This is a genomic window from Burkholderia multivorans ATCC BAA-247 (genome assembly GCF_000959525.1).
Taxonomy (GTDB): domain Bacteria; phylum Pseudomonadota; class Gammaproteobacteria; order Burkholderiales; family Burkholderiaceae; genus Burkholderia; species Burkholderia multivorans.
The window spans coordinates 13,625-39,251 of sequence record NZ_CP009830.1 but is presented as its reverse complement, the minus strand read 5'-3'; the positions used below and the strand labels follow the sequence as shown (position 1 = coordinate 39,251).

The window sequence follows — 25,627 nt, the reverse complement described above, 5'->3', positions numbered from 1 at the left end:
GACGACCGAATGCCTGACACCGCTGCCCGGAAACCCACGCGCGTCCGCTTCCTGATGCTGTTTCTCGTGTTCGTCGGCACCGTCGTCAACTATGTCGACCGCGCGAACCTGTCGGTCGCCGCGCCGCTGCTCAAGCACGAGTTCGGGCTCGACCCGGTGGCGATCGGCGTGCTGTTCTCCGCGTATTCGTGGACGTACGTGCTGGCGAACCTGCCCGGCGGCTGGGTCGTCGATCGCTTCGGCTCGCGCGCGATGTATGCGCTGGCGCTGCTGATCTGGTCAAGCTTCACGTTCCTGCAGGGCTTCGCCGGCCGCTTCGCGACGCTGTTCGGGCTGCGGCTCGGCGTCGGCGTCGCCGAGGCGCCGACCTTCCCGATCAACAACCGCGTCGTGTCGATCTGGTTCGCGCAGCGCGAACGCGGCAGCGCGACGAGCGTCTATCTGGTCGGCCAGTACATCGGCATGGCGGCGCTGACACCGGTGCTGTTCTGGATCGCCGGCACGTTCGGCTGGCGCGCGATCTTCTTCGCGACGGGCCTCGTCGGCATCGTGTGGGCCGGCATCTGGTATCTGCTGTACCGCGATCCCGAGCAATGCCGATGGGTGAACCAGGCCGAGCTCGATCACATCCGGCGCGGCGGCGCCGTCGTCGAGACCGGCAAGCCCGCGCGCGGCGAACCGTTTCCATGGCGCAAGCTCGCGATCGTGTTCAGCAACCGGCAGATCGTCGCGATCTGCGCGGGCAAGTTCGCCTCGCTGTCGTCGCTGTACTTTTTCCTCACCTGGTTCCCGAGCTACCTGATCAGCGAGCGGCACATGACGGTGCTCAAGGCAGGCGGCGTCGCCTCGGTGCCGTTCGTGGCCGCGTCGATCGGCGTACTCGCCGGTGGTGCGCTATCGGACTGGCTGCTGCGACGCGGCGCGAGCGTCGGCACCGCGCGCAAGACGCCGATCATCACGGGCCTGCTGCTGGTGCCGACGATGACGCTGACGGTGCTGACCGACACGAACTGGATCGTGATCGCGATCATGTCGTTCGCGTTTTTCGCGCAGGGCGTCGCGTCCGCGTCGTGGTCGCTGATCGGCGACATCGCGCCGCGCAGCATGCTCGGCATCACGGGCGGCGCGGTCAACTTCGTCGGCAACCTGTCTGGTATCGTTACGCCGATCGCCATCGGCTTCATCGTCCGCGAGACGGGTTCGTTCGGGTGGGCGCTCGGGTTGATCAGCGTGTTCGCGGTGATCGGCGCGCTGTGCTACACGTTCCTGCTCGGCGAGGTCAAACGCATCGACCTCGATCCGCCCGAACGCGGCGGCCGCTCGCCCGAACCGCTGAAGTCGACCGTGCAAGACTGACACGCCAGCCCACGATGAATCCGGATACACCCGATACACCCGATACGACCGGCACGCCTGCCGACGACGAGACTTACCTGGTACCCGCGCTGGAGCGCGGCCTCAGGGTGCTCGAACTGTTCAATGCGCGCGAGCCGGTGCTGACGCCCAACGTGATCGCGCAGCGCCTCGGCCTGCCGCGTACGACCGCGCTGCGTCTCGTGCAGACGCTGCATACGCTCGGCTACCTCGAACGTGCGAATCGCGACCGCGACTACCGGCTCGGCGCGCGCGTGATGAAGCTCGGCTTCGACTATCTGAGTTCGCTCGCGCTGACCGATATCGGCACGCCGGTGATCGAGCGGCTGCGCGACGAGACCGGTTTCGCGAGTCATCTGGTCGTGCGCGACGGACGCGACGTCGTGTTCGTCGCCAAGGCGTGGACGCAGGATTCCGTGATGAGCGCGATCAAGGTCAATATCGGCACGCGGATTCCGGCGCATGCGTCGGTGCACGGCCATGTGCTGCTCGGCGATCTCGATCTGGCGGAGCTCGAAGCGCTGTTTCCCGAACCGATGCTGCCGACCTACACGCCGCATACGCCGCGCACGGCCGCCGAAGTCCATGCGCGTGCGCAGAAATACGCGGCGGAAGGCTATGCGCTGAGCGAGTCGTCGTTCGAGCCCGGCATTTCGGTGATCAGCGCGCCCGTGCGCGACGGCAGCGGGTTGATCGTCGCCGCGGTCACGCTGACGGTCGCGCGGCCTTTCCTCGAGAAGTCGATGCTCGACCAAGGGCTCGTCGGCAAGGTGCTGAAGGCCGCCGGCGAACTGTCCGAGCGGTTGAACTACCGCGCGCCGGAGCCCGCAGGCACGTGCGACTGACGCGTTACGCGCACGGCAGGAAACCGCCGCACCTCACCGGTTCGGACTGACGAGCCGCCGCGCGGCGGCCAGGCATCGCCGCTCGTCGCCGGGCCGGCCGATCAACTGCACGCCCGCCGGCAGCTCGCCCTTCGCGTGGCACGGCGCGCTGACCACGGGCAGCCCGGCAAACGAGATCGGTTGCGTGAACATGCCGAGCGTCGTCTTCGGATCGAGCGCCTCGCCGTTGACGTCGACCGTTGCATCGGAGAAGCGCGGCGCGACATACGGCGTTGCCGGCGCGATCAGGATGTCGAAGCGTTCGAACAGTGCAGCCAGGCGTGCCTGCCACTCGGCGCGATGGGCGAGCGCGTCGGCGTACGCGGCATCGCCGATGGCGAGCCCGGTGCGAATACGCTCGCGCAGATGCGCGGACACGCGCGACGCGTCGGCATCGAGCAGCGCGCGATGACGGCGCGCGACCTCGAAGTTCGACACGAGGCGCGCACTCGCGCGGATCGGCTCGAGCACCGATTCATCGATCGGCACGGCCTGCACATGGTCGTGTTGCGCGAAGCACGCGCTCGCTCGCTCGACCGCACGGCGCACCTGCGCATCCGCCCGGCGTTCGAATTCCCCGGTGAGCACGCCGACGCGCAGCGGCGCGTGGCCGATCGGTGCGTCGTCGCGGCTCGTACAGGACAACGCGTCGTAAAGCGCGCAAAGATCGTCGAGGTTCGCCGCGAACCCGCCGGCCGCGTCGAGCGAAGACGCATACGGCACGCAACCGTCCATCGACAGCCGCCCGTGCGTCGGCTTGATCGCCCATACGCCGCACAGCGCAGCGGGTGCGCGAATCGAGCCGTTCGTGTCGCTGCCGAGCGCGAGCGGCACGTGGCCGGCAGCCACTGCGGCCGCCGATCCGCTCGACGAGCCGCCGGTCATGCGTGAAGCGTCGGCCGGCAGGCGCACCGCACCGAAATGCGGATTGACGCCGGTCGCGCCGCACGCGAATTCGTCCATATGCGTTGCGGCGACCGGCACCGCGCCGGCCTGCACGAGGCGATCGACCATGGACGCGTCGCAGCGCGCCGCAGGCGCGCGAAGCCGGGTCGGCGAACCTGCGACGGTCGCATAGCCGGCGACGTCGAAATTGCTCTTCACGACGAACGGCACACCGGCGAGCGGCCCGGCGTCGCGGCCGGCGCGCACGCACGCGTCGACGCGCGCCGCCGCCTCGAGCGCACGTGTATCGAAGCACATGCTGATCGCGTTGAACTGCGCATGGCGCGTGCCGATGTCGTCGAGCGCCTGCCGGGCGACCTGGACGGCACTCAGCCGGCCCGTCCGAACCGCCCACGCGATGCCGAGTGCGTCGCGCATGTCGATCGTATCGGTCGGCATGATCAGGCGCGGCCGATGAAGCGGCGCGGGATCGACAGGATCAGCGCAGCCGCACCGAACAGCGTGAGCGCGAGCAGCGCGACACCGATCTCGGTGCTGCCCGTCATCGCCTTCAGATAGCCCATGATCGACGGCCCGACGAAGCCTGCCACGGCCGCGCCGATGTTGACGAGCCCCGCGCCGCCCGCGGCGGCCTCGCCGGCGAGAATGCGCGACGGCAGGCTCCAGAACATCGCGAGCGTGCTCATGATGCCGGCCACGCCGACGGTCAGGCACACGACCGCGAGCAGCGGGTGCGCACGCATGCCGACGCTCGCGAGCAGCGCGACGCCGCCGACGATGACGGGCGCGGCGGTGTGCCAGCGGCGCTCGCCGGTGCGTACCGAATGCTGCGCGTTGAGCACCATCGCGATCGAGGCGACGAGATACGGGACCGCGCTGACGACGCCGACCGCGAAGTTGCTGAGCGAGCCGAGCGCCTTGATCATCGTCGGCATCCAGAAAATCAGCCCGTAGTTGCCGACGTTGTAGAGGAACGACGTCGCGAACAGTAGCCACAGCGTCGGCTCGCGCAGCGCGGCGCCGAGGTGGGCGCGCTTGCCTTCGGTTTCCTGCGCCATCTCCGCGTGGATCATCCGCTTCTCGGCGTCGGTCAGCCAGCGCGCGTCATCGATGCGCTCGGTGACCGACGCGAGCAGATAGAGGCCGAGCAGCACGGCCGGCAGGCCTTCGAGCAGGAACATCCATTGCCAGCCGCGCAGCCCGAAGCCGCCGTGCGTCGCGTCCATGATCCAGCCCGACAGCGGGCCGCCGATCACGACGCCGAGCGGCATCGCGAGAAACAGCAGCGCCATCACGCGCGACAGGCGTCGCGACGGAAACCACACGCTGAAATAGGCGATCACCGCCGGGAAGAAGCTCGCTTCGGTCACGCCGAGCAGGAAACGCAGCACGTAGAAGCTGGTCTGGCCGGTCGTCGCGAGCGTGCCGATCGACACGGCGCCCCACGCGAGCATCGAACCGGCGATGCATTTCTTCACGCCGATGCGCTGCACGAGCCAGCCGGCCGGCACCTGCAGCAGCAGATAGCCGACGAAGAACAGCCCGGCGCCGACGCCGTATGCGGCTTCGGACAGGTGCAGGTCGGCCGCCATCTGCAGCTTCGCGAAGCCGACGTTGACGCGGTCGAGATAGCCGAAGAAGTAGCACACGAGAATCAGCGGAATGATGCGTTGCGTGAGCTTGCCGTAAAGGGCGTCGATATCGGCGGCGGTGCCGGCATCGCGTTCGGATGGCATGTCGTGCATCCGTGCCGTGTCGTTGGTGCTTGCCATGATCAGTTCCCCGCGAGGCGGTCGTTGTGGCGAATCGGCGTGGCGGCCTGACGGCGCAGCGCGCGGCCCGGGCGTGCGCCGGTGTGCTGCCCATGCGCGAGCACCGCGCGGCCGTTGACGAAAACATGGTCGATGCCTTCCGGGCGCAGTGTGGGATGCTCGAAGGTCGCGCGATCCAGCACGCGCTCGGGGTCGAACACGACGAGGTCGGCGCAGTGACCGACTTTCAGCTCGCCGCGCCCGGCGAGACCGAATTGCGCGGCGGTGAGTCCCGTCATCTTGTGCACCGCCGTCTCCAGCGGAAAGAGTCCGCGCCGCCGCGAGAATTCGCCGAGCACGCGCGGGAAGGTGCCCCACAGGCGCGGGTGCGGGCGCGTGTCGTTCGGCAGGCCGTCCGAGCCGACCATCGTCAGGTCGTGCCGGAAGATGCGCTCGACGTCGCCTTCGTCCATCACGAAGTAGATCGCGCCGGCCGGGCGCAGCGCGTCGATCGCCGCGTCGACGGAATCGCCGAACAGCGGCAGCAGTTCGTGGAAATCGCGGCCGGCCAGCTCCGGATGCGGCTTCGACCATGCGAGCATCACGCGCGACGACTGGCGGATGCGATCCGCACGCAGCATCGTCGACGTGGCCGTGTACGGATGGCAGTCGAGGCACAGCGGCTGCAGCGCGCGTTGCGCGTCGATGCGCGCGAGCGTCTCGACCGAGCGCCCGTGGTTTTCCTTGCCGGCGACCTTGTGATGCGACAGCACGACACGCACGCCGAGCGCGCGGCCGATCGCGAAGGCCTCGTCGAGCGATGCGAGGATCTGCGCGGTCTCGTCGCGCAGGTGCGTCGCGAATACGCCGCCGGTGTCGCGCAGCGGCGCGCACACGTCGATCAGCTCGGCCTGCGTCGCGGCGGCGGCGGGCGGGTAGAACGTGCCCGACGACACGCCGAACGCGCCTGCGGCCATTGCCTCGCGCACGTCGGCGCGCATCGCGGCGATCTCCGCCGTATTGGCTTCGCGCTGCAGATCGGCGACGTGACGCACGCGCAAGGTCGAGTGGCCGACCAGCGCGGCCGTGTTGACCGCGGCGGGCGTCGCGTCGAGCGCGTCGAGATAGGCGGCGAAGCTCGGAAAGCGGAACCGCTGCCATGCGCCGAGCAGGTCGAGCGGCTGCGGCACCTCGTGCTCGGCCAGCAGCGGCGCGAGGCTGATCCCGCAGTTGCCGGCGACGACGGTCGTCACGCCTTGCGCGACCTTCGGCTCGACATCGGGATCGGTCAGCACGAACGCGTCGTCGTGCGTGTGGCTGTCGATGAAACCGGGCGCGACGATGCGGCCCGAGACGTCGATGACCTGATCGGCCCACGCGTGCGACAGGTCGCCGATCGCGGCGATGTGCGCGCCGCTCACGCCAAGATCGGCGCCAAAGCGGGCGGCGCCGGTCCCGTCGATCAGTTCGCCGTGGCGCAGGATGACGTCGAAATGCATGGTGGCTCCTTGCTGCAGCCGGGCCGTGGGGTGGGCCGGTACTGTCTGCCACTTATCGTCTGCGGCCAATTTCCGGCCGTCCAATGCGAGTCTGCTCGCGATTCATGCGCGAACGCTATCAAACCGGCATGCGCATCGCTTATTCCCGCGCGGCGGCGGCCTTGACCAGCGCGCACAGATCGCTCGCCATGCTCGACATCGACACCGCGCGATGCCGGACGATGCCGACCGTGCGCGAGATGACGGGGCTCGTGATCGGCACCGCACGCACGTCGGGCGACGCGAGCATGCCGATGCCGTCGACCGCGCTGCGCGGCAGGATCGCGCAGCCCACACCGGCCGCGACGAGTGCCGCGACGCACGAGATGTGCTCGACTTCGTAGAACCAGCGCAGGCGCACGGCTTCCTGTCCCATTAGCATTTCGAGCAGCAGCCGGTTGCCGCTGTCGCGCCCGCCGATTACGAGGCGCGCGTGGCGCAGCTCGGCGAGCGTCACGCCCTCGAGCTGTGCGAGCGGGTCGTCGCGATGCACGGCCAGCACGTAGCGATCGGGAAACAGCGGCTCGAACAGCAGGTCCTCGTCGTCGCCGGGATGCAGGCTCACACCAAACTCCGCGATGCCCGCGCGCACCTGCGACAGCACGAAGTCGTGATTGCCGTCGAGGATCTGCACGCCGATCAGCGGATATTTCTCTGCATACTGAAGCAGCACCTTCGGCAGCAGCTGCGCGACGACGGTCGGAATGCTCGAGACGCGCACCTTGCCGTAGCGCTTCTCCGCGATTTCCTGGATCGACGACAGCATCATCCCGAGCTGCGCGATCTGCTCGCGCGCCATCGGCAGGAACTGGCGGCCCACGCCGGTGAGCGTCACGCTGCGCGTCGTGCGCTGGAACAACTCGACGCCGAGCGCCTGCTCCAGTTTCTGGATGCGACGGGAAAGCCCCGGCTGCGTGAGGTGCAGCTTCTCCGCCGCACGATGGAACGTCCCCAGTTCCGCGACGGCGACAAACGCTTCGAGTTCCGAGTTTTCTACTTTCATGGCGCTTCCGCATCAATTCCAAACGGGTCGTCATTGGACGACGGATTTTGATACGCCGACCATTGTCACCGAAAAATATTCGCGGGGCCGTGCAGCGCCGTGCCGGCAGCGATGCGAGAAACCTCCACAACCATCAAGCGAGCTCGCGCGACCATGAGCTCAGTCCATCGATTCGCATTCCAAAATCACGTTTGCGACGATGCATGGCGTCGATGAAGCGCATCGTGTGCGTCGTCAGTTGCCGTCCGATGTCGGTGCCGCGCCATGCGTCATTCACGCCGAGCCGGGCAGGGGGGGGCGACGTCCGTCATTCGTGCGCGGCCATAGCGCAGCCTTTGATCGGGAGCATGGCCGCGAACTCGGCAAGCCCGGTTGCGCCCCTTTTCTTGAAAAAAGCGTCGAATGACCGGTGTGAGAATCGGTGGTGCGTCCTGGCAACGTTGTTGTGTGAGTGTGTCTACTTAAAGCGCTTCGACGCGATTCGAGGCACACTTGCGCTCAGGATCTATCGCGCTTGGATCCGAAGAATCGATGGGCACGCAATGGAGGGTGGCATGAACGGACTGCAGTCATCGGCGGCCATGCTGTGTGTCGGATGCGCCATCGTCTGCGGCGCTGCGTATGGCGCGGGCGGCGGGGACGCGTCGCCATGTCGTGCGGCGAACGCTGCGCCGCCGGGTATGCAGCCGATGTTGCCGGATCGACAGGGCGCGTCGATGATCGCCGACACGACGGTTCGCAGCTTTTCGACGCAGGGATGCGCCGGCGCCGTGCTGAAGGGCGAGCGGGGAACGGCGACGGTCGACGGGGACAAGATCGAATTGAAGCAGGGCACGGTGTACGTGAACGGCATTTCGTACGGGGCCGTGACGCCCGCGCAAACGGTCGAATACGACGTCGCGCGAGGGGCGCGCACGTTGAGGGTGGATGGGGAAGTGCGCACGCCGGCGCGATGATGGGCGGGCCTGCGTTGTGCAACTGACGGCGATCGACCGGCTTGAAGATCGACCGCGTAGTCATCGATTGCCCGCGCAGACCGTGGATCGGACAAATCGATGCCGACACGCGCAACGGAAAGCGGCAACCGCTCGACACCCCCGACGAGCCCGACGAGGCGCGCGTTTTCAACCGGATCGCCAAGGTCGGCAACGCTTCCTGCGAGCGGGATGCTCGCCGCCCCGCGATTATCCACGATTCGTGCAAGACGAATCCCCGGTTGAGCGGATTATCCGCGCCGCGCTTTCCGGCATCCTGTCGTCCATGCGTTGCGTGCACCCGCGCATGTCGCGCGCACGCCGACCGAGCGCCGCACACCGGCGCATCGAAGCAGACGCAAGACGTACCGACGACACACAGGTAGAACCGGAAATGACCCAGACATTCAAGATCGCCGCGATCGCCGGCGACGGCATCGGCCAGGAAGTGATGCCCGAAGGCGTGCGCGTGTTGCAAGCGGCATGCGCGAAGTTCGGCCTGAACCTCGAGTTCACGCATTTCGAGTGGGCAAGCTGCGACTACTACCTGCAGCACGGCAAGATGATGCCGGACGACTGGTTCGAAACGCTGCGCGGCTACGATGCGATCTACTTCGGCGCAGTCGGCTGGCCCGACAAGGTGCCCGACCATATTTCGCTGTGGGGTTCGCTGCTGAAGTTCCGCCGCGAATTCGACCAGTACGTGAACCTGCGTCCCGTGCGCCTGCTGCCCGGCGTGCCGTGCCCGCTCGCGAATCGCAAGCCCGGCGACATCGATTTCTATGTGGTGCGCGAGAACACCGAAGGCGAATACACGTCGGTCGGTGGCAGGATGTTCGAAGGCACCGATCGTGAATTCGTGCTGCAGGAGTCGGTGTTCACGCGTCACGGCGTCGACCGCATCCTCAAGTACGCGTTCGAGCTGGCGAATACGCGTGCGCGCAAGAAGCTCACGGCGGCGACCAAGTCGAACGGCATCGCGGTCAGCATGCCGTACTGGGACGAGCGCGTCGCCGCGATCGCGGCCGGCTATCCGGACATCGCGTGGGACAAGCAGCACATCGACATTCTGTCGGCGCGCTTCGTGCTGCAGCCGGATCGCTTCGACGTGGTCGTCGCCTCGAACCTGTTCGGCGACATCCTGTCGGATCTCGGTCCTGCATGCACGGGCACGATCGGTCTTGCCGCATCGGCAAACCTGAATCCGGAGCGCATCTTCCCGTCGCTGTTCGAGCCCGTGCACGGCTCGGCACCGGACATCTTCGGCAAGAACATCGCCAACCCGATCGCGATGATCTGGTCCGGCGCGATGATGCTGGATTTCCTCGGCGATGGCGACGCACGCTTCAAGGACGCGCACGACGCCATCATGCGCGCGATCGAGACGGTGCTCGTGAGCGGGCCGCGCACGCCCGACATGGGCGGCACGGCCGATACGACGGCGCTCGGCAAGGCGGTCGCGGCCGCACTCTGACGCTGGCCGTACGCGACGCGAGATGCGCGGGCAGACGGACGTCAGTGCGGCGTGGTCGCCGCGGCCGGTTGCGCGGCGAAAGCCATCGCGTCGGCGGGTTCCGCTGCGCGGCACATGGCCGTCACCCGCACGCCGTCGCCTTCGTCGTCGGGGCGCGCGTGGCCCTGCTCGAGCATCAGCCGCACGGTGCCGTCGGGCAGCAGTGCGCGATACAACGCGCGATAGTCGCCGTGCTTCGCCATCGCTTCCTGCAGTGCGGCATCGCGCGCGGCGCGATCGTCCGGATGCACGCGTGCCTGCACTTGCGCATGACGATGCGGCGCATCGTCACGCTCGACGCCGAACAGCCGGCACCATTCGTCCGAGACCATCACTTCATCCGGTGCCTGCCGCCATTGCCACGCCCCGCGCCCGGCCAGGCGCTCGGCGTCGGCGAGCAGCGCGATCTGCGCACGCAGCTGCTGTTCCAGCGACTTGCGCGCGCTGATGTCGATCGTCGTGCCGACCATCCGCGTCGGCCGGCCCGCATCGTCGACGAGCGTCGCGGTGCGCGATTCGATCCAGCGCACGGTGCCGTCCGGCAGCACGATCCGGAACTCCCACACGTACGGCTTGCGTGCGTCGATCGCTTCCCGCAGCGCGCGGCTGTTGAGCCAGCTGCGCTCGTCGGGATGCAGGATGTCCCAGAACTCCTCGTTGCTATGGATTTCGCGGCCGTACAGCTTCGCGCAGTTGTCGGAATAGATCAGCTCGTCGGACACGAGATTCCATTCCCAGGTGACGATGCCGGCCGCTTCCTGCGCGTGCTTCATGCGCGCTTCGCTCGACACGATTTCGGCGGTATAGCGGCGGCGCAGGTCGGTCATCGGCAGTTCGGGCTGCGCGCCGATGCCGAGATCCTTCACCGCGTCGTCGCCGTAGCGCAGCCAGACCCAATTGACGTCGAGGAACGCGGCGAGCTTGCGCAGGTTGGAATAGTCGATCTCGCCGCCGCGCGTCCACTTGTGCACGGCCGGCCGCGAAATGCCGACCGCGTCGGCCACCTGCTGCAGGCTCAGCTTCTTGTGCTCGAGGAGCACCTTGAGACGGAACGCGAACGTATCCTCGGACATCCATTCCTCTTTCTGACGGCGGCGCGCGGCCAGGCGACAAGGCGGCATCGGCCGCGGCGCGCGAGGGGCGGGCCGCGGGCGATGCCGCCGCGTCGAAAAGGAACGGCGCGCCGGGGTTCCTGTATCCGGCGTAGTTTACCGGATACGGCGCGCGGGAAAATTTACAGGTCGATCACGAGGCGCGGCGTGCGCGCACGCGAGACGCACAGCAGGATCGTCTTCTGCGCGGCCTTTTCGTCGTCGTCGAGATACTGGTCGCGGTGATCGGCCTCGCCTTCGAGGATCGCGACCTCGCAGGTACCGCACACGCCTTCGCGGCACAGCGAGTCGATCTTTACGCCGGCGCGCTCGATCGCCTGCAGGATCGTCGTGTCCTCGGGCACCTCGAGCTCGATGCCCGAGCGCGCGAGCACGACGGTGAAGGCCTGGCCGGCCGTATCGGTCGCGGCGAACTGTTCGGCATGGAGCTGCGACTTCGGCCAGCCGAGCAGCGCGGCATTCGCATAGACGGCGTCGTTCAGGCCTTGCGGTCCGCACACGTAGACGTGCGCGTCGGCGGGCAGCGTCTTGAACAGACGCATCAGATCGAGGCGCTGGCCGAGGCTGTCGACGTAGGTATGCACGTTCGCCGCATGCGGGCCGGCCTTCAGCTCGTCGACGAACGCGCCGTGTTCGGGGCTGCGGTACGCGTAGTGCAGTTCGAGCTCGACATCGCCGCCGGGCGCATGCTCGGCGAGTTGCGCAAGGAACGGCGTGATGCCGATGCCGCCGGCGATGAACACATGGCGGCGTGCGTTGCGCGCGAGTTCGAACAGGTTCGCGGGCGAGCCGATCGCGAGCCGCGTCCCGGCCGCGACATGCTCGTGCATGAACGCCGAACCGCCGCGCGACGCTTCCTCGCGACGCACCGCGATCTGGTATTGGCGCGTGTCGTGCGGCGAGCTCAGCAGCGAGTACGCGTTGTGGTGCCACCGCTCGCCGTTTTGCATCGACACGAGCACGTGGGCGCCGCCGCTGAACGGCGGCAACGGCGCGCCGTCGGGCAGCGCGAGCGTGAAGCGCTTGATCAGCGGGGTCAGGGTTTCGACGGCGACAACGTCGACGAAGATCGATTCACGGGCGTTCATCAGGCATTCCTTTGCCGGCGGGTAAAGCAGGGATTCGGTACAGCAGAAAAAGGCGCGCGACCGAAGCGCGCGCCCGTCACGGAGATCAGGCGCTCACGCCGCCCATGCACAGGTATTTGATCGACAGGAAATCCTCGATCCCGTACTTGGAGCCTTCGCGTCCGATGCCCGATTGCTTGACGCCGCCGAACGGCGCCACTTCGTTCGAAATCAACCCGCTGTTGATGCCGACGATCCCGTATTCGAGCTGCTCGGCCACGCGCCACACGCGGCCGATGTCGCGGCTGTAGAAGTACGCGGCGAGGCCGTAGATCGAGTCGTTCGCGAGACGCACGACTTCGTCGTCGCTCGTGAAGCGCACGATCGGCGCAACAGGTCCGAAGATTTCCTCGCTCAGCACGGCCATCCCGGGCTTCGCGTCCGCAAGCACGGTGGGCGCGTAGAAGTTGCCGCCGCGCGCGTGCGGTGCGCCGCCCACCAGCACGCGCGCACCTTGCGCGACCGCGTCGCGTACGAGGCCGTCGACCTTGTCGCGCGCGGCTTCGTTGATCAGCGGGCCGATGTTGACGCCGGCGTCGAAACCGTCGCCGACATGGAACGCCGCGACGCGCTCCGCGAAGCGGCGGCAGAATTCGTCGTACACGGCGTCGTGCACGAAGAAGCGGTTCGCGCACACGCAGGTCTGGCCCGCGTTGCGGTACTTCGACAGCAGCGCGCCTTCGACCGCGCGCTCGAGATCGGCATCGTCGAACACGATGAACGGCGCGTTGCCGCCCAGTTCGAGCGACATCTTCTTCACGGTATCCGAGCACTGGCGCATCAGCAGCCGGCCGACTTCGGTCGACCCGGTGAAGGTCAGCTTCTTGACGAGCGGGCTCGAGGTCATTTCCGCGCCGATCTCGCGCGACTTGCCGGTCACGACGTTGACGACGCCGGCCGGAATGCCGGCTTCCTCGGCGAGCGCCGCGAGCGCGAACGCGGACAGCGGCGTCTCGTTCGCGGGCTTGATCACGATCGTGCAGCCGGCCGCGAGCGCGGGGGCGGCCTTGCGCGTGATCATCGCCGCGGGGAAATTCCACGGCGTGATCGCCGCGCAGACGCCGACCGGTTCCTTCGTCACGACGAGGCGCTGATCGGGGTTCGGACTCGGGATCACGTCGCCGTCGATACGCTTGGCCTGCTCGGCGAACCATTCGACGAACGATGCCGCATAGGCGATCTCGCCGCGCGCTTCGGCGAGCGGCTTGCCCTGCTCGCGCGTCATCAGCGCCGCGAGCTCTTCCTGGCGCGCCATGATGAGCTCGAACCAGTTGCGCAGCAGGCGCGCGCGCTCCTTCGCGGTGGTCTTGCGCCACGTCGCGAACGCCGTATGCGCGGCCTCGATCGCGGCGCGCGCCTCGCCGGCGCCCATGTTCGGCACGCGTGCGATCCGCTCGCCGGTCGACGGATTGGTGACGTCGAGCACCGCGCCGTCGTGGGCGCCGCGCCACGCGCCGGCAATGTAGGCCTGCTCGCGCAGCAGGCTCGGTGATTGAAGGGCAGTCATGTTATGTCGTCCTGGTGCGGGGTGTCAGTCCTGATACTTTTGTGCGAGCAGATGATGGAAGTGCGCGATGCCGTGTTCGCTGATGCCGCTGCGTCGCTGGTCGACCATGATCCGGCCCTGGCCGCGATAGCCGCGCGACTTCAGCCCCTTCTGCACGCTCTCGACGAGGCGCAGGTCTTCCGGACGGAACACGTTGCGGTACCACTCGATCAGGTTCTTCTGATAGTCGGTCAGCTCTTCGTTCAGGAAATAGATGTCGTAGTGCTGCAGCGTCACTTCGGCGTTGACCGGGAATTCATAGATCACCGTCATGAAATCCGCGCCCGGCGGCACGTTGAACATCGTGCACGGCCACGCCCAGAAGCCCTGGAAGCTCGCGTCCTTGATCGACGGGTCGAGCTTGAACGAACGCTCCGACGATTCCGCGTGTCCGAACTGCAGCGTCCAGTTGCCGTGCAGCGTGTGCGTGTACTGGTCGATCTTCACCGAGTCGGAGAAGCCGGGGTGCGCGGGGCCGCAGTGGTAGCACTCGAGATAGTTGTCGACGATCGACTTCCAGTTCGCGGGTGTCTCGCTGACGAACCGCGCGGCGAGCTTCAGGTCGTCGATCACCGGGCACGCGGCGCGCAGGCGCGCCTCCATGCCGGGCAGCTGCGCCTCGACCGTGCCGGCGTTCGGGTTCAGGTTGATGAACACGAAGCCTGCGTATTCTTCGACCTTGACCGGCACGAGGCTCGCGTTCTCCTTGTCGAACGCCATCACGTGATCGCAGTTGTTCGCGTGCGCGAGCGCGCCGTCGAGCTTGAACGTCCACGCGTGGTACGGGCACGTGATGACGTTCTTCGCCTTGCCGCTGCCTTCGAGCAGCTGATGCCCGCGGTGCGGGCAGACGTTGTAGAACGCGCGCAGCACCTTGTCCTTGCCGCGCACGATCAGCACGTTTTCGCCAATCACTTCGCGCGTTACATACTGGTTCGCGTCGGCCAGTTCGCTGCGATGCGCGACGCAGATCCACGTGTCGGCGAAGATTTTCTCTTCCTCGACCTTGAAGACCTCCTGCGACGTGTAATAGGTTTTCGGAATCGTCCACGCGAGTTCCGGGTTCGAGCAGAAATCGGCCGGCAGTTGCGGCAGCTTGGCTTTCTGGTGGAATTCGATCGGCAGGTAGGTCATGGCGTCGTGCTCGGTGCGGTACTTTGATTAACTGACGGTTACGATAAAACTAACGGTTAACGAAATATAGAAGATGTGCAGCCGGTTTTGGATCAGGGTTATCCCGAGATTGGCGGCTTTTAACGCGCCTATTTCGCCTGATGCGGGCCGAACATCGTGAGCACGTCGGTTTGACCTTGCGTCAATAGGAGATTGCGCTAGTACGGTGCCGGAGGCGAAGTGCGTACCATTGTTAACCATGAGTTCATCGTTAACTGTAAGGTAACGTCACAGGTGTACGGTGGCCGGCCGCGGCGCGATCGGATCTCGATCGGCTAGCGGCGCCGCGCGCCACCGCCGCCGACAGACGCAATGGAGGAGACATGAGACAGCAGGCAGTGGCCGACGGCCTCGCGATGGAAGGTCGCGGCAAGTCGCGCATCGAGGCGCGTTCGATCGACTATGTGCCGCTCGCGGAGCGGCGCGGCAAGGCCTGGCACTTGTGGCCCGTCTGGTTTACCGGCGACGCGAATCTCGCGACGATCGCGTGCGGTGCGATCGGCGTGAGCATGGGCGGGAATCTGCTGTGGAGCGCAATCGCGGTGCTGATCGGCAATCTGCTCGGCACGTTCTTCATGGCGTTCCATTCGAGCCAGGGCCCGCAGCTCGGGCTGCCGCAGATGATCCAGTCGCGGCCGCAGTTCGGCTACATGGGTGCGCTGCTGGTATGGGTCGTCGCGCTCGTCACGTATGTCGGCTACAACTCGTTCAACCAGCTGATGGCCGGCCAGACCGCGCATCACTTGCTCGGCACGGAGCCGCACGTCAGCTATATCGTGTTTACCGCGATCGCGGTGGCGCTCGCGATCTTCGGCTACGACCTGATTCACAAGGCGCAGCGCTGGCTCGCGATCGCGCTGCTGGTTGCATTGAGCGTGTTCAGCGTCGGCATCTGCGTGAAGGTGCCGTTCCCGGCCGAACAGCTGTCGTTCGCGGCCTTCAAGGCGACGCCGTTCCTCGTGCAGCTGTTCGCGGCGGCGGCCTACCAGCTGTCGTGGTCGATCTACGTGTCGGACTACTCGCGCTATCTGCCGCCCAAGACCGGTGTGCGCGCAACGTTCTGGTGGACCTTCACCGGCGCGCTGATCGGCGGCGCGTGGATGATGCTGGTCGGTACGGCCGCGGCCGCGCTGAACTCGAAGATCGAGATTGCCGATGCCGTGCAGCGTGCGGGCGACGCGATCCATCCCGGTTTCGGCTCCGTCACGCTGCTGCTGTCGCTGCTCGGGCTGCTCGCGATCACGGGCCTGAATTTCTACGGCGCTTCGCTCACGCTGCTCAGCATCACCGATTCGTTTCGGCCGCTCAAGTCGAGCGCGGGCAAGCGCGTCGTGAGCCTGCTGATCGTTGCGGTCGTCGCGACGTCGCTCGCGTTCGCGGCATCCGACGATTTCATGGGCAAGTTCGGCGACTTCCTCGGCATTCTCGGTTATCTGTTCACGCCGTGGACCGCGATCAACCTCGTCGACTTCTTCTTCGTGCGGCATACGCATTACTCGGTGCGCGAGATCTTCAATCCGCGCGGCATCTACGGCCGCTGGAACTGGCGCGGCCTTACCGCGTATGCGGTCGGCTTCGTCGCGATGATCCCGTTCTTCAAGACCGAGACGTACAGCGGCCCCGTCGCACGTGCGCTCGGCGGTACCGATATCGCGATGCTGGTCGGCCTGCCGGTTGCCGCGCTCGTCTATTTGTGGGCATGCCGCTCGCTCGATACCGAAGCGGAGCGCAAGCTCGTCGAGGCGGCCGATCGCGGCCTGAACTGATCCGCACGGATCGTCGACTTCGCGATGAAACGATGAACCCCATGTTGAAGCGGGTGCTGTCGCTGGTGGCGCTGGGTCCCGCATGCGCGGCCGCCGATAGCCGTGGGCAGGACGCGGTCATGCAAGGCGGCGTGCTCGCCAGTGCGTTCGATGTGGCCCGCGCGCGCGCGCCGAAAGGCGGCGACGAAGACGTACGCCGGCGCACGCACCGCCATCTGCAGTTCGCCCCGAACGGAAGCGCGCGATGAACGAGACGAGCGCGATGCCCGAACTCGGCGACCTGCGCGTGTTCTGCATGGTCGCGCGCAAGGCGAGCTTCAGCGCGGCGGCCGACGCGCTCGCGATGTCGTCGTCGTACGTCAGCAAGCGCGTCGGGATGCTCGAGACGAGCCTCGGGATTCGCCTGCTGCATCGCTCGACGCGACGCGTGTCGGTGACGGACGCCGGCGAGCGCGTCTACGCGTGGGCCGAGAAGATCCTCGACGACGTCGAGCATCTGGTCGAGGATGTGTCGAGCACGCGCCGCGTGCCGCGCGGCACGTTGCGCGTGTCGAGCAGCTTCGGCTTCGGCCGCAACGTGGTCGCGCCGGCGCTGGCCGAGCTGTCGGATCGTCATCCGCAGCTCAACGTTCGGCTGGAACTGTTCGACCGGATCGTCGATGTCGCGGCCGAGGGCTTCGACGTCGACATTCGCATCGGCGACGAGATCGCCGGCCATCTGATCGCGAAGCAGCTTGCGACGAACCATCGCGTGCTGTGCGCGTCGCCCGACTATCTGGCGCGGCATGGCACGCCGAAGCAGGTCGGCGATCTCGCGTCGCACGCCTGTCTCGCGATCAAGGAGCGCGACCATCCGTTCGGCGTGTGGCGGCTCGACGCGCGCGGCGAGACGGTGTCCGTGCAGGTGACGGGGCCGCTGTCGAGCAATCACGGCGAGGTGGCCGTGCAGTGGGCGCTCGCCGGGCGCGGGATCGTGCTGCGCTCGGTGTGGGACGTGCAGCCGCTGCTCGATGCGGGCCGGCTGCAGCGTGTGCTGCCGGGCGTCACGCAGCCCGCGAACGTCTGGGCCGTCTATCCGGCGCGGCTCGCGCAGTCCGCGAAGGTGCGCGCGTGCGTCGAGTTTCTGAAGGACAGGCTCGGGGCATAGGGGTGCGGGTTACGCAGCGTTGAATTTTTCGTTGCGGGAACCTTGCTCCACCTATGCCGCAGGTGCCGCAGCGGTCTGCCGTAGAAGGTGTGTCGACGCGAGCGCGTCACCGCGGCGTTGTCCGCTGCACGTTGCCTCAACGCGCATGCGCGTCCGTCGAGACGGCCGGCAACGGCCGGTGCGCGATCTCTTCCGCGTCGGCGCGCGAGAGCCCGAGCCCTTGCAGCAGGACGGTCGCGGCCCGCTCCGGAAAGTCTTCGTTGCCGAATCCGCGTGTTCCGAATCCACGCGTCATGGGGCTGGACGGGATGGCGAATTGCAAGTCCGCGGCAATCGCGGCGAGGACCGTGCCGCCGACGGAAAGGACGGACATCAGCGGATCGGCGACATCGAACCGTCCGGCGGACGCGCCTTTCTGCACGTCGCGCAGCAGCCGCTGTCCGAGCCCGTGGCTCAACGCACGCGCGGATAAACCCTCGCGGATCAGGAATTGCCCCCAGACCGGTTCGCGCCGCGCGCGCAGCAACGTGTGTCGAACCGATACCGAAATGACTTCGGCGGGATCCGACAGGTCTGCCGCGGCGCGGTCGAGCGTATCGGCAAATTCCTCGAATACCCAGTCCACGAGCGCTGCATAGATCGCTTCTTTCGATTCGAAGTGGTTGTAGAACGAGCCGAATCCGACGTCGGCCGCCTCGGTGATCTCGTTGATCGCCACGCCTTCCGCCCCTTTTTCCGCCATCAGCCCGAGCGCGGCTTCCAGCAGCCGCGCCCGCGTTTCGCGCTTGCGGCGGGCGCCGCGCGGCTCGCGTTCCGGGGTGGCGAGGTCGGAGGTGCCCTCTGCAGGGCGCTTGTCCAGGCGGGACTTCGGTGAATTCGGCATGGCATCACGGTCGTGCATCGAAGCCCGAGTATAGACTCAAACATCATGATTGACAAAGTTATCAATTATGAGTTGAATGTCATTTACCGGCCGAACCGAGCCGGGCGGATCGATTACTGGAGTGCATGTGGAGACAAATGTGCAGACGAACGGCGGCGTCGACGCGCCGCTCGGTCGCGACCGGGAGAGCGTCGACGCGCTGCCGTCGAGCGTCGATGTACTCGTCGTCGGCTTCGGGCCGGTCGGCGCGGCGGCAGCCAATCTGCTCGCGCGCGACGGCGTGAACGTGCTCGTCATCGACAAGGCGACCGACATCTATATGGCGCCCCGGGCGATCGCCCTCGATAACGAAGCGTTGCGCATCCTGCAACTCATCGGTATGACGGAGCACGAACTGGAAACCGTGGCGATCCCATGTGTGCGGATGCATTCGCCGCTGCTGGGAGAGTTCGGCAAGGCCGAGACGCTCGGCAGCATCGACGGGCATCCCAAGCTCGTGACGTTCTATCAGCCGACCCTCGAACGCTGTCTGCGGCGCCGCCTGCAGCGATACGCGTGCGCGCAAACGGCGCTCGGCGTGTCGCTGCTCGGCATCGAAGCCGGGCACGACGCGGTCGCGGCAACGCTGGATCTCGGGCAGGGACGGACCCACACCGTCCGGGCCGGTTACGTGATCGGCGCCGACGGCGCGAGTTCGCTCGTCCGTCAATTGATCGGGCAGGAGTTCAAGGGCAAGACCTTCATGGAGGACTGGCTCATCGTGGACGCGCGCAACGTCCCCCGCCCGATCGACCATGTCGAATTCATTTGCGATCACCGGCGGCCGACGCCGCACATGGTGGCCCCCGGCGCGCGCGAGCGCTGGGAATTCATGCTGCGCCCCGGCGAAACGCGCGAGGAGATGGAATCCGACGCGCGCATTCGCGAACTGCTTGCGCCGTGGGGCAACGTCGACGACATGGTGATCGAGCGCAAGGCGGTCTACCGCTTTCACGCGCGGACCGTGAATGCGTTCAGCCAGGGACGTGTCTTTCTGGCGGGGGACGCGGCGCATATTACGCCGCCCTTTGTCGGGCAAGGGCTGGTCGCGGGGCTGCGCGACGCCGCCAATCTGTGCTGGAAGCTCGCGTCGGTAATCCACGGGCGCGCAGCGCCGAGAATTCTCGCCACTTACGACCAGGAACGGCGGCCTCACGTGAAAGCGATGATCCGGTTTGCGAAGCTCATGGGGCGGCTGGTGATGCCGCGTAACGCCGGAGTCGCATTGCTTACGCACGGCCTGATGCGCGCCACCCGGCTCGTGCCGAAGTGGCGCGCCTATTTCGAAGAACTGGAGATCAAGCCGGCCAACGCATGCCGGCGCGGGCTGTTCGTCCCGGGCCGCACCAGGTCCGGACTGGTGCGCGGGGCGGTGCTGCCGCAGGGCTGGGTGCGCGGAACCGATGGCCGGACCTGCCTGAGCGACGATGTACAGGGCGCCGGCCTCACGTTGATCGGGTTCGGTCGCGACGCCGCCGCGGCGCTCGACAGCGGGACGGCCGCGGCCTTTGCCGCCGTCGGCGGAACGGTCGTCCAGATCGCGCATCGCGGGCAGCGGCTGCATCTTACGGCGAGCGGCAGCTGGGAGGATCTCGAGGGCGTGTTCCTGCCTCGCGCCGTGCCGCTGGGGTGGGCCGCGGTGGTCCGGCCCGACCGGGTGATCGTTCACGACGGGCCGGCGAGCGAAGCCAACCGTCTCGTTGCCGAGAGTCTGGCCCTGCTCGGAATGCCGATCGGCACAACGTCCTCCGTCACCGAACCTGTTCAATCTTCCGTCTGAGGCCTTCGACATGCAACTGACCACACCGCAACCGGCTCGCCATGCGCGGCCGACAACGAAAGCATCCGCGCTGGCGTACCTGATTTTCGATCGCCCCGATCTTGCCAGGGCAGAGCAATTTCTGAACGACTTCGGACTTCGTACCGTTTCGCGCGACAGTGAGCAAATGTTCCTGCGCGGCGCCGGGCCCACCCCGTTTTGCTATGTCGTCCGAAAGGCGTCCAAAGCGCGCTTTGTCGGCTTCGGCCTGCGCGTGAATCGGATCGAGGATCTGCATGCGCTGACGCGCGTGCCCGGCGCATCCGATGTCGAGGCGCTGGACTGGCCGGGCGGCGGCCGTCGTGTGCGTCTCGTCGATCCGTCCGGTTTCCGCGTCGATGCGGTGTGCGGCCAGGCGATGGCCGCCCCGCTGCCGCACCGGCATCCTTTGCCGCTCAACACCATCGACGGCGCCTCCCGCATCAACGACACGCAACGCCCGCCACAGGGTCCGCCGGAGGTGATCAAGCTCGGCCACGTCGTGCTGGAGCTGGCCGATTTCCAGCAAACTTGCGCGTGGTACACGCAGCATTTCGGGTTCATCCCGAGCGACGTGCAGGTGCTGCCGGACGGTTCGCCCGCCGTGGCGTTCCTGCGTCTCGATCTCGGTGCTGTCCCGGCCGACCATCACACGCTCGCGCTGGCCCAGGGCTTTGCACCGCTCTACAGCCATAGCGCCTACGAGGTCGTGGATACCGATGCGGTCGGCATGGGCCAACGCGTATTGCGCGACCAGGGCTGGACGCATGCATGGGGTATCGGGCGGCACATCCTCGGCAGCCAGATCTTCGATTACTGGCAGGACCCGTGGGCCGACAAGCACGAGCATTACTGCGACGGCGACCTGTTCACAGCCGACGTGCCAATGGGCGTGCATGCGGTCAGTCGCGAAGCGATGTCCCAGTGGGGGCAGCCGATGCCGCGCAGCTTCACGAAACCCAAATTCACGTTGACCAGCGTTGCCGCGCTCATCCGCAGCCTGCGGCGCAGTCCGGATGTCACGGTCGGCAAACTGAAGACGCTCGCCAGGCTGTTCGCATGACGCGGCGCCGATTCGTTCAGCTATCCTGAGGCACATTCATGTCACTGCATGTTCTGCATTACCAGCATCGAGGACGCGCCCGGTGGGGCGTGATCAGGCAGGGGGCGATCACGCCGATCCCGGGCGAGTTCGAGACGACGGCCGATTTCGTGCGCGCGAACCGGATCGAGGAACTGGCCGCGCTGTCCGGGCCGACCCTACCGGAATCGGAGGTGACGTGGCTGTCGCCCGTCACGCGCAATCAGCAATTCGTGTGTCAGGGCGCCAACTATCGCCAGCACATGATCGAATCCGGCATGGATCCGGACGCGAAGACCTTCAACATGATCTTCACGAAGGCGGCCAGTTGCGTCGTGGCCGCCGATTCGCACGTCGTGCGGCCACGGCATGTGCGATTTCTCGACTACGAGATCGAGCTCGGGCTGGTGATGAAGCGCGATATCTCCACTCGCCAGACGGTCACCGATGCAAATCTGCATGAATACATCGCCGGCATCGTCATCGTGAACGACTACTCGGCCCGCGACGTGCAGATCCCTCAGATGCAGTTCTACAAAGGCAAGAGCTACCGGACGTTTGGGCCGGTCGGCCCTTATCTGTGCATGCTGGAGGCGAGCGACATGGCGGCGCTGCGCGGACTCGACCTGACGCTTACGGTCAACGGACAGGTGCGGCAGAAGGATTCGACGGCCAATCTCGTCTACGGGCCGGCCGAGACGCTCGCCGAACTGTCGGCGGTGCACGACCTGCATGCGGGCGACCTGATTGCGACCGGTACGCCCTCCGGCTGCGCGCTGAGCGTTCCGTCGCCGGCGAAGCAGCGCATCGCGGCGTTGCTGCCCGAGGCCGCCAAATGGCGCATGTTCATGAAAATCCAGGCGGGAAGAAGCCAGTATCTGCGGCCCGGCGACATCGTCGAGGCACGCATCGCCAGCGCGGACGGGCGGATCGATCTCGGCGTGCAACGCAATCGCATCGTGGACGAACGCGCATGAACGGAATCTCCACTCAAGCGGACGTCGCTGCGATCGAAGCGAACGGCCCGTCCGCGGATTTGCCGGCAAGCACATACGAAATGATTTGCCGCGGCGCCGCGCTCGATCCGTCGGCGCCTGCACTGTCGTTCTTCCTGCATGTCGACGATCATCGGCACGCGGTGCGCTGGAGCTATCGCGAACTGGTCCGCGACATCACGCGTACCGCGAATTTCTTCACGCGCGTCGGCGTGCGTCGAGACACGGTGATCGCCTATATCCTGCCGAACCTGCCCGAAACGCATTTCGTGATCTGGGGCGGCGAGGCGGCAGGCATCGTCTGCGCGATCAATCCGCTGCTGGAATCGGCCGCCATTGCCGAATTGCTGAACGCGGCGAAGGTGGAAGTCCTGGTGACGCTCGCGCCGTTTCCCGGCACCGATCTGTGGCCGAAGGTGCAGTCGGTGCTCAACCGGGTCGGCACGCTGCGACATCTGGTGCTGGTGAATCCTGCCGATCGCGTGCGCATGCCGAAGCGATTCGTCGCACGGCTGTTGCAGTGGCGGGAATGCGTCAGGTTGCACGGCCGGGGCGGGGTGCGAAGTGCGGTGCCCGCGCGCATCGGACTTCACGATTTCGGCCGCGCGATCGCGCGTGAGTCGGGGGCGGCGCTCGACAGCGACCGCCGCTTCGATCCAGACGATCTTTCGTCGTTCTTCTGTACAGGCGGCACGACCGGCCTGCCGAAGATCGCTATGCGCCGCCACGGCAACGAAGTGGCCAACGCGTGGAGCGTCGGACAGTTTTTCGGCGCGGGCATCGGCCCCGGCAAGACGATCTTCTGCGGCCTGCCGCTATTCCACGTCAATGCGGTCCTGGCAACCGGGCTCGTGCCGTTTTCGCGCGGGGCCCACGTCGTGCTGGGCACACCGCAAGGCTATCGCGGCGACGGCGTCCTCAAGCGCTTCTGGGAGCTGGTCGAGCACCATCGCATCAACTTCTTCAGCGGCGTGCCGACGCTCTATGCGTCACTGCTCGACGTACCGATCGGCGAGAGGAACGTCGGTTCGCTCGAATACGGGCTGTGCGGCGCGGCGCCGATGCCGGTCGAAGTGTTTCGAACGTTCCAGGAGCGGACCGGCATCCGGATTCTCGAAGGCTACGGACTCACCGAAGGCACGTGTGTGAGCAGCGTCAACCCGCCGTTCGGCGAGCGCCGCCTCGGCTCGATCGGGCTACGTGTCCCGGGGCAGCTGATGAAGGCGGTGGTCGTCGACGACGGCGGCCGATACATCCGCGACTGCGTCGCGGACGAAATCGGCCTGCTCGTGATCGCCGGTCCGAACGTCTTTGCCGGCTATGTCCAGCCGGAGCAGAACCGGGATCTCTGGCTGGAACTGGGCGACGGTCGCCGCTGGCTGAATACGGGCGACCTCGGATGCTGCGACGAAGACGGTTATTTCCGCCTCACCGGCCGCAAAAAGGACCTGATTATCCGGGGCGGCCACAACATCGATCCGGCAACGATCGAGGAGCCGCTACATCGTCATCCTGCGGTGCAGATCGCGGCAGCCATCGGTCGACCCGACGCGCATGCCGGCGAGTTGCCGGTCGCGTATGTCCAGCTGAAGGCGGGCGCGCATGCGACCGAGGACGATCTCGCGGAATTCGTGCGCGGGCAGATCGGCGAGCGCGCCGCTCTGCCGAAGCAGATCCGCATCGTGGACGCGATGCCATTGACGGCCGTCGGGAAGATATTCAAGCCGGAGTTGAAGCGCCGGGAAACGGCCGACGCGCTTCGCTCGGCACTCCACGAAGCCGGTATGCCGCATGCGCGCGTCACGGTCGAAAACGATGCATCGCGCGGTGTGTCGGCCCAGGTCGCACTGACTGACCCTGCACTGCATACCCACGCGAGTGCGGTTCTTGGACGTTTTCCGTTCGCTTTCACGATCGATACGACAGCGCAGGCGCCGGTCGATGCGGACGGTGAAGACGGACGGGACGAGCGTGCGCGGACTCCATAGAACCGACGCGCGCGCTCGCAACGGCTGACTGAAGGCTGAAGCCGCCGAACCGCATGCACCGGCGGCGTTTCGATATTTCGTTAAGGGATGCAGATCGTCGATTGAATCGATTCGTTACCGGCCTGCTTAATTTAGTAGTTCAAATGTATACGGGAGGTGGACAGAAATATAGCGCGTGACATGTTGGAACGAGAGAAAGGCCAAACAGCACCGGCAGCGGAGATCGGACAGGGCCATGCCGCACACAGGTCGATTCGCCAATGGAAGGAGACGGGATGAAATTCACGAAGAAATTAGGATTGTCCGGCATCGCGGTACTCGTGTGTACCGCATCGATTGCCGGCCGCGCGAACGCGCAATCGAGCGGCAGTATGCAACTAGGCGTCGGCTGGCTGCATGTCATGCCGCAGGGACATGCAGATCCGATTGTCGTCGACAGTATCGCGGGAGCGCCGGTCAATCGGCAACAGAGCGGGACGGGTGCGCATGCCGGTGCGGCGGACGCCGCGAGCCTGATGGCGGAGTACTTCGTGACCGACAGTATCGGCGTCGCGTTCCTGGCTGGCACGCCGTTTACGACCGACCTGATCGGTAACAATGCGTTGGCCTCGTTCGCGGTGATCGGCAAGACGAAACCGCTGGCGCCCGTCCTCGAAGTGAGATATCACTTCCTTGCGGCCGACGCGAAGTTCAGGCCGTTCGTCGGGCTGGGCGTCAACTACACGTGGTATTCGGACACGCGCATCGTCAATGACGCGTTCCGTAACGCGACGTGCGGACCGGGCTGTTCGACCCGTGCATCGTTGAGCGCTTCGTGGAACCCGACGTTCGAGCTTGGCGCGAACTATGCACTCGGCAAGCACTGGTCGATCAACGCGTCGCTGTCCTATATCCCGTTGTCGACCACGTTGACGACGCATGCCACCACCGCAACGGGTGTCGATATCGTGACAAAAATGCGCATCAAGGTGAATCCGCTCGTGACGCATCTCGACCTGGCTTATACGTTCTAGCGTTGTGGAATCGCAT

21 protein-coding genes are annotated in these 25,627 nt (G+C 66.4%); 12 read left to right on the top strand and 9 right to left on the bottom strand.

Features of this window, described 5'->3' with window-relative positions; all coding sequences use genetic code 11:
- Positions 1-9 precede the first annotated feature (9 nt).
- Both NP80_RS00165 and NP80_RS00160 read left to right on the top strand, forming a co-directional pair.
- Positions 10-1,356 carry an MFS transporter gene (locus NP80_RS00165; protein ID WP_006410172.1) on the top strand — a complete coding sequence of 449 codons (1,347 nt, stop codon included), beginning with the start codon at positions 10-12 and terminating at the stop codon, positions 1,354-1,356.
- A gap of 14 nt (positions 1,357-1,370) precedes the next feature.
- Positions 1,371-2,219, top strand: a complete 849-nt coding sequence (locus NP80_RS00160) for an IclR family transcriptional regulator (protein ID WP_006410188.1) — start codon at positions 1,371-1,373, stop codon at positions 2,217-2,219.
- A gap of 33 nt (positions 2,220-2,252) precedes the next feature.
- Here NP80_RS00160 and NP80_RS00155 read toward each other — a convergent pair whose 3' ends face one another.
- From NP80_RS00155 to NP80_RS00140, 4 genes are all read right to left on the bottom strand, one after another.
- The gene (locus NP80_RS00155; protein WP_006410190.1) at positions 2,253-3,602 is read right to left on the bottom strand and encodes an amidase family protein; all 1,350 of its coding nucleotides are present in this window, start codon (positions 3,600-3,602) and stop codon (positions 2,253-2,255) included.
- Between the two features lie 2 nt (positions 3,603-3,604).
- On the bottom strand, positions 3,605-4,936 hold the full coding sequence (locus NP80_RS00150; protein WP_006410167.1) for an MFS transporter: 1,332 nt from the start codon (positions 4,934-4,936) through the stop codon (positions 3,605-3,607).
- A gap of 2 nt (positions 4,937-4,938) precedes the next feature.
- The gene (locus NP80_RS00145) at positions 4,939-6,414 is read right to left on the bottom strand and encodes an N-acyl-D-amino-acid deacylase family protein (protein WP_006410170.1); all 1,476 of its coding nucleotides are present in this window, start codon (positions 6,412-6,414) and stop codon (positions 4,939-4,941) included.
- 139 nt (positions 6,415-6,553) lie between these two features.
- On the bottom strand, positions 6,554-7,456 hold the full coding sequence (locus NP80_RS00140; protein WP_006410195.1) for a LysR family transcriptional regulator: 903 nt from the start codon (positions 7,454-7,456) through the stop codon (positions 6,554-6,556).
- A 554-nt stretch (positions 7,457-8,010) separates the two neighbouring features.
- On the opposite strand from NP80_RS00140, the gene NP80_RS00135 reads away from it, so the two are divergent.
- Positions 8,011-8,412 carry a hypothetical protein gene (locus NP80_RS00135; protein ID WP_006410165.1) on the top strand — a complete coding sequence of 134 codons (402 nt, stop codon included), beginning with the start codon at positions 8,011-8,013 and terminating at the stop codon, positions 8,410-8,412.
- A 412-nt stretch (positions 8,413-8,824) separates the two neighbouring features.
- A complete protein-coding gene (locus tag NP80_RS00130; RefSeq protein ID WP_035946844.1) occupies positions 8,825-9,904 on the top strand; it encodes a tartrate dehydrogenase in 1,080 nt (359 codons plus the stop codon).
- A gap of 41 nt (positions 9,905-9,945) precedes the next feature.
- Here NP80_RS00130 and NP80_RS00125 read toward each other — a convergent pair whose 3' ends face one another.
- The 4 genes from NP80_RS00125 to NP80_RS00110 form a co-directional block, all read right to left on the bottom strand.
- On the bottom strand, positions 9,946-11,016 hold the full coding sequence (locus NP80_RS00125; protein ID WP_006405367.1) for a PAS domain-containing protein: 1,071 nt from the start codon (positions 11,014-11,016) through the stop codon (positions 9,946-9,948).
- A gap of 161 nt (positions 11,017-11,177) precedes the next feature.
- A complete protein-coding gene (locus NP80_RS00120; RefSeq protein ID WP_006410185.1) occupies positions 11,178-12,143 on the bottom strand; it encodes a PDR/VanB family oxidoreductase in 966 nt (321 codons plus the stop codon).
- Between the two features lie 85 nt (positions 12,144-12,228).
- Entirely contained in the window at positions 12,229-13,689 is a 1,461-nt protein-coding gene (locus NP80_RS00115) for an NAD-dependent succinate-semialdehyde dehydrogenase (RefSeq protein ID WP_006410156.1), read from the bottom strand.
- A 24-nt stretch (positions 13,690-13,713) separates the two neighbouring features.
- Positions 13,714-14,862 (bottom strand): aromatic ring-hydroxylating oxygenase subunit alpha, encoded by a 1,149-nt coding sequence (locus tag NP80_RS00110; RefSeq protein ID WP_006405363.1) that lies wholly within the window; start codon positions 14,860-14,862, stop codon positions 13,714-13,716.
- Positions 14,863-15,224: 362 nt separating this feature from the next.
- Here NP80_RS00110 and NP80_RS00105 point away from each other — a divergent pair, with 362 nt between their 5' ends.
- The 3 genes from NP80_RS00105 to NP80_RS00095 are packed head-to-tail and all read left to right on the top strand — an operon-like array spanning position 15,225 to position 17,814.
- A complete protein-coding gene (locus tag NP80_RS00105) occupies positions 15,225-16,667 on the top strand; it encodes a purine-cytosine permease family protein (protein ID WP_045592751.1) in 1,443 nt (480 codons plus the stop codon).
- 32 nt (positions 16,668-16,699) lie between these two features.
- Positions 16,700-16,915, top strand: a complete 216-nt coding sequence (locus NP80_RS00100; protein ID WP_226823234.1) for a hypothetical protein — start codon at positions 16,700-16,702, stop codon at positions 16,913-16,915.
- On the top strand, positions 16,912-17,814 hold the full coding sequence (locus NP80_RS00095) for a LysR substrate-binding domain-containing protein (RefSeq protein ID WP_006405360.1): 903 nt from the start codon (positions 16,912-16,914) through the stop codon (positions 17,812-17,814). Before NP80_RS00100 ends, NP80_RS00095 begins: the two co-directional genes overlap by 4 nt.
- A gap of 136 nt (positions 17,815-17,950) precedes the next feature.
- Here NP80_RS00095 and NP80_RS00090 read toward each other — a convergent pair whose 3' ends face one another.
- The gene (locus NP80_RS00090; protein ID WP_006410191.1) at positions 17,951-18,697 is read right to left on the bottom strand and encodes a TetR/AcrR family transcriptional regulator; all 747 of its coding nucleotides are present in this window, start codon (positions 18,695-18,697) and stop codon (positions 17,951-17,953) included.
- 139 nt (positions 18,698-18,836) lie between these two features.
- Here NP80_RS00090 and NP80_RS00085 point away from each other — a divergent pair, with 139 nt between their 5' ends.
- The 5 genes from NP80_RS00085 to NP80_RS00065 all read left to right on the top strand — a co-directional run bounded on the left by NP80_RS00085 (position 18,837) and on the right by NP80_RS00065 (position 25,611).
- On the top strand, positions 18,837-20,516 hold the full coding sequence (locus NP80_RS00085) for a bifunctional 3-(3-hydroxy-phenyl)propionate/3-hydroxycinnamic acid hydroxylase (protein WP_006410181.1): 1,680 nt from the start codon (positions 18,837-18,839) through the stop codon (positions 20,514-20,516).
- Between the two features lie 10 nt (positions 20,517-20,526).
- Entirely contained in the window at positions 20,527-21,597 is a 1,071-nt protein-coding gene (locus NP80_RS00080) for a VOC family protein (RefSeq protein WP_006410175.1), read from the top strand.
- Positions 21,598-21,635: 38 nt separating this feature from the next.
- Positions 21,636-22,592, top strand: coding sequence for a fumarylacetoacetate hydrolase family protein (locus NP80_RS00075; RefSeq protein WP_006405356.1), 957 nt, complete (start codon positions 21,636-21,638; stop codon positions 22,590-22,592).
- Positions 22,589-24,598 (top strand): acyl-CoA synthetase, encoded by a 2,010-nt coding sequence (locus NP80_RS00070; RefSeq protein ID WP_006410154.1) that lies wholly within the window; start codon positions 22,589-22,591, stop codon positions 24,596-24,598. The genes NP80_RS00075 and NP80_RS00070 overlap by 4 nt, the downstream gene beginning before the upstream one ends.
- A gap of 275 nt (positions 24,599-24,873) precedes the next feature.
- Positions 24,874-25,611, top strand: coding sequence for an OmpW/AlkL family protein (locus NP80_RS00065; RefSeq protein ID WP_006410160.1), 738 nt, complete (start codon positions 24,874-24,876; stop codon positions 25,609-25,611).
- Positions 25,612-25,627: the final 16 nt, after the last annotated feature.